Genomic DNA, 7,059 nt, shown 5'->3' on the forward strand with positions numbered 1-7,059 from the left:
AGTTGCGGATGATGTTGCACTTGTACCTACTATTGCATTGCTTTGGGATAGTGCCAGTAAGGCTTTTGGTTAAAATATGGAAAAGAAATTAGTTAAATTAAAAAACGGAATAACTTTTATATCACAGAAACTTGATAATGTTCATAGTGTTACTATCAGCGTTAATTTCAAAGTTGGTTCATTATATGAAGATCAAATCAATAACGGAATTACGCATCTGATTGAGCATTTGTTTTTTAGGCAATGGGATAATTTGCCTCAGAAACAATTGTATTATGAAATGCAGTGCATGGGAGCAGAAATTGCAGCAAAAACATTTCACGATTATGTTAGCTTTTCAATCACCGTAACACCCGACTCATTTATTAAAGCATTTAAACTTATCACAAAATGCCTAAATAAATTTGACTGGACTGATGATATAGTTAAAATTGAAAAAGAAGTTGTTTACAAGCAAATTGAAAATGATTATCAAACATTTGATAATTGGATTGATAGTTACTACTTTAAAGATACCAAATACGAAAAAACTATTATGGGTACGATTGAATCTGTACAATCAATATCTTTAAAAGATATTAACTCTTGGAAAGATAAATATTTTTGCAGCAACAATTCTTGTGTAGCTATCACTGGTAATTATTCGGACGAGGATTTTTTGACAGTTCAAAATATTCTTTCCCAAATTAATTCTTCTGGAAAACTCGCCGAAACAATTATCTGTTATCCACTGCATTTTGAAAAAAGAAATATCAGTAACAGGTATTCACTAATCTCTAATGATACAGATATTAGTGATATAACAATCTTTTTTGATATTAATAAAGATTATAACTATGAAACTGTAAGACTTCTTTCAAGTATACTTGGTGAAGGTTGCGGAAGTCTGCTGTCAATGATTTTAAGAGAAAATTATAATTTTACAGATGATATCTATACTAATTTAACATGCTATTGTGGATTTCGCCGACTGTCAATTTCTTTCAGTGTAAATAATTCTGACTTTATTGAAAGTCTGCACCATTTCTTTAAATCGCTTGTAGATTTTAGAAAAGAAATTTCAACAAATGATTATTTGACATCCATCAACTTTTTTACAAAAAATCAATTATTTGATTTAGACAACTCTAACGAGCTTAATAGCAATTATGTTTTATGTGATTTTGTATTATATCCATCAGTAATATCTGAGCCAATAAAAAGAAAAGAAAAATATGAAAAGATCACGTTAAAAGATTTAAAAAAATACGCTAATGATATTTTTATTGCTAAAAATCTTTCCTTATTAATTCAAACAAATCTTGATAAAAAGCTTGTAAAAAACTCTATTGAAAAAATGATAAAAACATTATAATAATTACATTATTTTTTGTGGGTCTATATTATTTTGACTTTTCTACATTCTGCCTGTTCAGCTATCGTGGTTATTACTACGATAGCTGAACAAAATCTCTAACGCCTTACACAACTTGTAACAAAGACAACGGATAAAACTGTAAAGAACAAGTTCACATTCGTTGAAGATAACCTGCCTGCAACTTTCACTTTAAGCACAGGTAAAATGGTTAATTATACTTATGACGGACTTAACCGTCTTACAAAAACATCACTGACTACTTCCACCAATACACCTATTGATACAACATACACTTACTTTGCGAGTAAGCGTGGTTCGGATTATACAACTACAAAGTTGAAATCCGAAACTATCAACGGTGAGAAGTATGAATATAAGTATGATGCTCGCAGTAATATTACCGATGTTACCAAAGACGGAGTTTTACAGTATCATTACGGTTACGATATGATGAATCAGCTTGTTAGCGTAGATGATAAGCTGAACGGTAAAGTTTACAACTATACTTACGATGCAGGCGGTAACCTTATATCCGAAACTGTTACCGATTCAAACGGTACAACAAGCAATGCGTATGAATACAACAATTCAAATTGGGGAGATGTTCTCACATCATATAACGGTCAGAACATAACCTACGATGAAATCGGCAATCCGCTTACATACCGTGACGGAATGTCAATGACATGGAAAAACGGCAGACAGCTTACAACGCTCACAAACGGCGATACAAGCATAAGCTATGGTTATGACAGCGACAGTGTTCGTACAACTAAAACCGTGAACGGTGTGAAATACACATATGCGTACCTTAACGGTCAGTTATTGTATGAAACCCGTGGCGACGCAAAGTTCTATTATTCATACGATGCAAACGGAATTTTGTATAATGTCAGATACACTTTGACTGACGGCGATACCGAGTATTCATATTACTACACCCATAATTCCCGTGGTGATATTGTCGGAATTTATAACGGCGCGGGTGAACTCAAAGCACATTATGAATATGACGCTTGGGGTAATGTGATTTCAATAACCGATAATAACGGCAATGTAATTACAAACCCGAACCATATCGGTAACTTGAATCCGTTCCGTTACAGAGGTTATTATCAGGACACAGAAACAGGTCTTTACTACCTGATGAGCCGTTACTACGACGCCGTAACCCACCGCTTTATCAACGCCGACGGTTATTTCCAGTCAGGCGGAAGCATTTTAGATGCTAATACTTTTGCATATTGTAAAAATAACCCAATAATGTATATGGATAAATATGGGGATAAATCAGTTTATGATTTGCAAGAAGATATGATGAACAATCCGCATAGCTGTGATTACGACATAATATATTTAACCAAACTTATGAAGCAGGGTTATGGCTATAAAGAAGATATACCTGATTGGAAACTTAAAAGCGATGGAATAATTACTACTGTTGGCGAGGGAGCAATTAGTTCAGGTTTAGATTACTCAAATCAGCTTTTTACGCGCAAAACAAATTTTTTAACCCAAAAAATTTCTTCAGATTTACTGTATTGTTCCAATGTGTATTCAGCTCATCAGATAGCGTATAATTTGTCTAGCCAGATTACTTCTGATATAACATCAGGAAACCAGTGGGATAAAGTTGGTTATGACATAGCGACAGATGTTTTGTGTACTGGAGCCCCAGTTGCAGTTACAACACTTATTGGTACATGTGTAGGTGGACCTGTTGGTGCTTTCTTCGGTTTCGTTGCAGGCTCTTTGATTTCAATAGCTGTTGATGGAATTGAGTGGAACGGAAAAACAGGAAGAGAACATATAAAATCTTGGTATTAAAAGGTAGCATAGATGATTATGGATATTGATATTAAAACATATAGCTATAGCAAAATTAAAACATTTGTGAATCTCAGATATTTATCAATGCGAATTCCTGACTTAATATTTAAAAAGTTGCCAAAAATTGAGGAGATAGTTCACAATGGAAGATCGTTTCCTGCAGGAATGATAGCAGGTGCTCTTACCATTGCTATAAAGCCTGTTATTAGCCTTTTAGGTCAAAATGGTGGTCTTAGCACAGCTACATTTAATGACTTTATTGCATTTTTTGAGTATTTAATTGCAGTTTGCCTAATTGTTAACATGGTTGATGCCTTTGTCAAGGCTTACTACGCAAAAATATATAACATCAATTAACTTATTAAGATACTTTTTATAACAAGATAGGGTAGAACATTTGCGGTAAGGAGGCTCGAAAGAGCCTCCTTTGACACAAAATGTATGATGCACACAGTAATATTACCGATGTTACCAAAGACGGAGTTTTACAGTATCATTACGGTTACGATATGATGAATCAGCTTGTTAGCGTAAATGATAAGCTGAACGGCAAAGTTTATAACTACACTTACGATGCCGGCGGTAACCTTATATCCGAAACTGTTACCGATTCAAACGGTACAACAAGCAATGCGTATGAATACAACAATTCAAATTGGGGAGATGTTCTCACATCATATAACGGACAGAGCATAACCTATGATGAAATCGGTAATCCGCTTACATACCGTGACGGAATGTCAATGACGTGGAAAAACGGCAGACAGCTTGCAACACTCACAAACGGTGATACAAGCATAAGCTATGGCTATGACAGTGACAGTGTTCGTACAACTAAAACCGTAAATGGAGTAAAATACACATATGCGTACCTCAATGGTCAGCTATTGTATGAAACCCGTGGCGACGCAAAGTTCTATTATTCATACGATGCAAACGGAATTTTGTATAATGTCAGATATACTCTGACTGACGGCGGTACCGAATATTCGTATTATTACACCCATAATTCCCGTGGCGATATTGTCGGAATTTATAACGGAGTGGGTGAACTCAAAGCGCACTATGAATATGACGCTTGGGGTAATGTGATTTCTATAACCGATAATAACGGAAATGCAATCACAAACCCGAACCATATCGGTAATTTGAATCCGTTCCGTTACAGAAGTTATTATCAGGACACAGAAACAGGTCTTTACTACCTGATGAGCCGTTACTATGATGCCGTAACTCACCGTTTTATCAATGCCGATGGTTATTTTCAGGCTGGTACATCTATTCTTGACGGAAATACTTTTGCATATTGCGCTAATAATCCTATTTATTCTTCTGATCCTACAGGTTCGTCTATAATCTTTGGAGCTCTTATTGGGGGGGCTACTGAGTTTTTTGGCCAAATTATATCTGGTAAAAGTATTGATGAAGTTGATTGGGGCTCAGCTTTTGTAAGTGCTGGAACGGGTGCTATGCTTGGTGCAGTAGATGTTTTGGGCGTTGGAGCTGTAGCTGGTGTATTAATAAAAGGTGGTGTCAGTTTTACTGGTTCTTTTATAAAATATTCAATGCAAGGTGAAGATTTTAATTTAGCTGTTCAGCATTCTGCAGTTGATGGTTTATTAACTATGGGCTTTGCTAGTATATCAAATGTCTTTAAAACATCCAGTGGAAATCATTACAATTACAATGTTAATAACTCAAATCAAAGAGTTAATCGTTGGTCAACTTCAATTGAAAATGTGGTGGATAATTCTCGTAGTTTTAAGCCAAAAGTGTATGCTCCTTCAAACCCAAAACCTGCTCCTAAACCACTTCCTAAAAAACAGACACAGTGTAGGTCTTGTGGTCGCCCAATAGGAAATAAGTATTGGCAATGCAGCAGTCCGTCTTATTATTGATCGGGATTAAAAATATGAAAAATAATAAAAAATATGCGGTAATAACTTTTATAGTTGTTGGTGTTTTTTATGTAATCATGTTTATTGTGACATTGATTGAGAGAAACAGTAATAAAATTATTAGTCCAGCCGAAACAAGAGATTCGTCTATTTACATAATAATACTTGCTTGTTCACCTATTGTTTTGATGATTTGTATGTTATATAAATATATTGATCGGCACAAATACAGATTTAAATATTTTGCTGATATTAGTGACGAAGTTCTATTTTCTAAAAATAATCGAAGAGTGAACGAACATTCGGTGTTATTTCAGTTTATGGTGGGTTGTAGCAATGTATTTGTTGTTTCTTTAGATAAGAAATCAAAAATAATTATACCTGCCGTTTACACAAAGAAAAACAATAAAATTTCTATGATAAACAGAAATGCCGAATATACTGTATTTGAACATATTGATTTTTCTGAGAGTAATTATTCAAACGAATACACTTTTATCAGAGCTTGTAAATTGCGGGATAAAAAGACAGGTGAGCAGGTTCTTTTTGTAGCAGTTCCGAATAGAGAAACGAATATTCTCGCATATTCCGATTCTGCTCATAAAGCCGACAAAACCGTAACTTTCGGTAAATTCAGAATATTCTGTTTTATCGAACCTGAAAATAATTCCTATACGGATTTGATTGTTGATTCGGAAAAAATCCATCTTGAAAAAACAAAAAGAAAAGGTATGTACTTTATAGGTTTGGATGAAGTTACAAAAACAAATCAAAAGTCAAAAAAGTAATATAATTTGTTAAAAACTATATTAAGTTATGTTCAGACAAAGTATCAGTCGGAATAGGGTAGAACATTTGCGGTAAGGAGGCTCGAAAGAGTTTCCGTACTGGTTGATGGAATTGAATGGAACGGAAAAATAGGAAGAGAACATATAAAATCTTGGAATTAAAAGGTAGCATAGATGATTATGAATATTGATATTAAAACATATAGCTATAGCAAAATTAAAACATTTGTGAATCTCAGATATTTATCAATGCGAATTCCTGACTTAATATTTAAAATGTTAAGCTATTTTGCATACAACTTTTTAATGGTATTAATTATAACCTTTCAGATATTTATGATGCAAGTTAACCCATTTGAAGGTTTCTCGGTTTTTGATGATCGTGTAGTACCATTTCTTATTACTGCAGGAATTTTGTCTTGCATTATGTCAATTGTAACCGTATTTATCTATCACTATAAAACTAAATGGAGTGTGATACTAAACAGGGGAGTGACATTCTTTTATGTTTCAATTACCATGCTTTTACTTTCATGTTTTATTGAGTTTAAGATTACGGCATTTAATGTGATATATGTTATATTTAAGATTGTAATATATGTTCTTTGTTATTTTATCTATGTAAAGTATTTGTTTGAGAAAAAGTTGCCGAAAATCGAGGAAATAGTTTACAATGGAAAACCGTTCCCTGCAGGAATGATAGCAGTTGCTCTTACCATCGCTATAAAACCTGTTATTAGCCTCTTAGGTCAAAATGGTGCTATAAGTTCTGTGATATTTAATGATTTGATTGCACTAACTGAATATATTGGTGCTGTCTGCTTAATCATTAATATAATAGACGCTTTAGTTAAGGCATATTATGCAAAAATATATAACATCAATTAACTTACTAAGACACTTTTTACAATAAGGTAGGGTAGAACATTTGCGGTAAGGAGGCTCGAAAGAGCCTCCTTTTTAATGCTTGAATAGAATACAAGTAAACCTCAAAACATAATATAAGACGGACTGCTTTGAATGATGAAAATGTTCGATAGAAAACGCATAAAATAGTTTGACTAATATATAATATTGTGTTAAAATTATGCGAAAAGGAGGGTGACAGCTCTATGGAGCAATATATGCCGATAGTGTGGATAGGCTTTGCAATATTTATGTTGCTTTGCGAAGGCTTTACAACACA

Annotated in this window: 6 protein-coding genes; all 6 read left to right on the forward strand. The window is 33.8% G+C overall.

Translation table 11 applies throughout. From position 1 onward, the window contains the following. The first annotated feature begins 76 nt into the window (after positions 1 to 76). The gene (locus tag WMO31_RS11080; protein ID WP_304000473.1) at positions 77 to 1,354 is read left to right on the forward strand and encodes a M16 family metallopeptidase; all 1,278 of its coding nucleotides are present in this window, start codon (positions 77 to 79) and stop codon (positions 1,352 to 1,354) included. A 207-nt stretch (positions 1,355 to 1,561) separates the two neighbouring features. Next, a complete protein-coding gene (locus WMO31_RS11085) occupies positions 1,562 to 3,184 on the forward strand; it encodes an RHS repeat-associated core domain-containing protein (RefSeq protein WP_367999728.1) in 1,623 nt (540 codons plus the stop codon). An 18-nt stretch (positions 3,185 to 3,202) separates the two neighbouring features. After that, entirely contained in the window at positions 3,203 to 3,544 is a 342-nt protein-coding gene (locus WMO31_RS11090; RefSeq protein ID WP_367999729.1) for a hypothetical protein, read from the forward strand. 80 nt (positions 3,545 to 3,624) lie between these two features. Then, positions 3,625 to 5,085 carry an RHS repeat-associated core domain-containing protein gene (locus WMO31_RS11095; protein ID WP_367999730.1) on the forward strand — a complete coding sequence of 487 codons (1,461 nt, stop codon included), beginning with the start codon at positions 3,625 to 3,627 and terminating at the stop codon, positions 5,083 to 5,085. A 14-nt stretch (positions 5,086 to 5,099) separates the two neighbouring features. After that, complete coding sequence (locus WMO31_RS11100; protein WP_367999731.1) at positions 5,100 to 5,873, forward strand: hypothetical protein; 774 nt, start codon at positions 5,100 to 5,102, stop codon at positions 5,871 to 5,873. A 180-nt stretch (positions 5,874 to 6,053) separates the two neighbouring features. Next, complete coding sequence (locus WMO31_RS11105; RefSeq protein ID WP_367999732.1) at positions 6,054 to 6,761, forward strand: hypothetical protein; 708 nt, start codon at positions 6,054 to 6,056, stop codon at positions 6,759 to 6,761. Positions 6,762 to 7,059 lie beyond the last annotated feature (298 nt).

Origin of the sequence: Ruminococcoides intestinale, assembly GCF_040095935.1 — a bacterium.
GTDB lineage: Bacteria > Bacillota > Clostridia > Oscillospirales > Acutalibacteraceae > Ruminococcoides > Ruminococcoides intestinale.

Coding starts and splice junctions, on each gene's coding strand:
- WMO31_RS11080 (WP_304000473.1), top strand. CDS start 77: ATGGAAAAGAAATTAGTTAAATTAAAAAACGGAATAACTTTTATATCA.
- WMO31_RS11085 (WP_367999728.1), top strand. CDS start 1,562: ATGGTTAATTATACTTATGACGGACTTAACCGTCTTACAAAAACATCA.
- WMO31_RS11090 (WP_367999729.1), top strand. CDS start 3,203: ATGGATATTGATATTAAAACATATAGCTATAGCAAAATTAAAACATTT.
- WMO31_RS11095 (WP_367999730.1), top strand. CDS start 3,625: ATGTATGATGCACACAGTAATATTACCGATGTTACCAAAGACGGAGTT.
- WMO31_RS11100 (WP_367999731.1), top strand. CDS start 5,100: ATGAAAAATAATAAAAAATATGCGGTAATAACTTTTATAGTTGTTGGT.
- WMO31_RS11105 (WP_367999732.1), top strand. CDS start 6,054: ATGAATATTGATATTAAAACATATAGCTATAGCAAAATTAAAACATTT.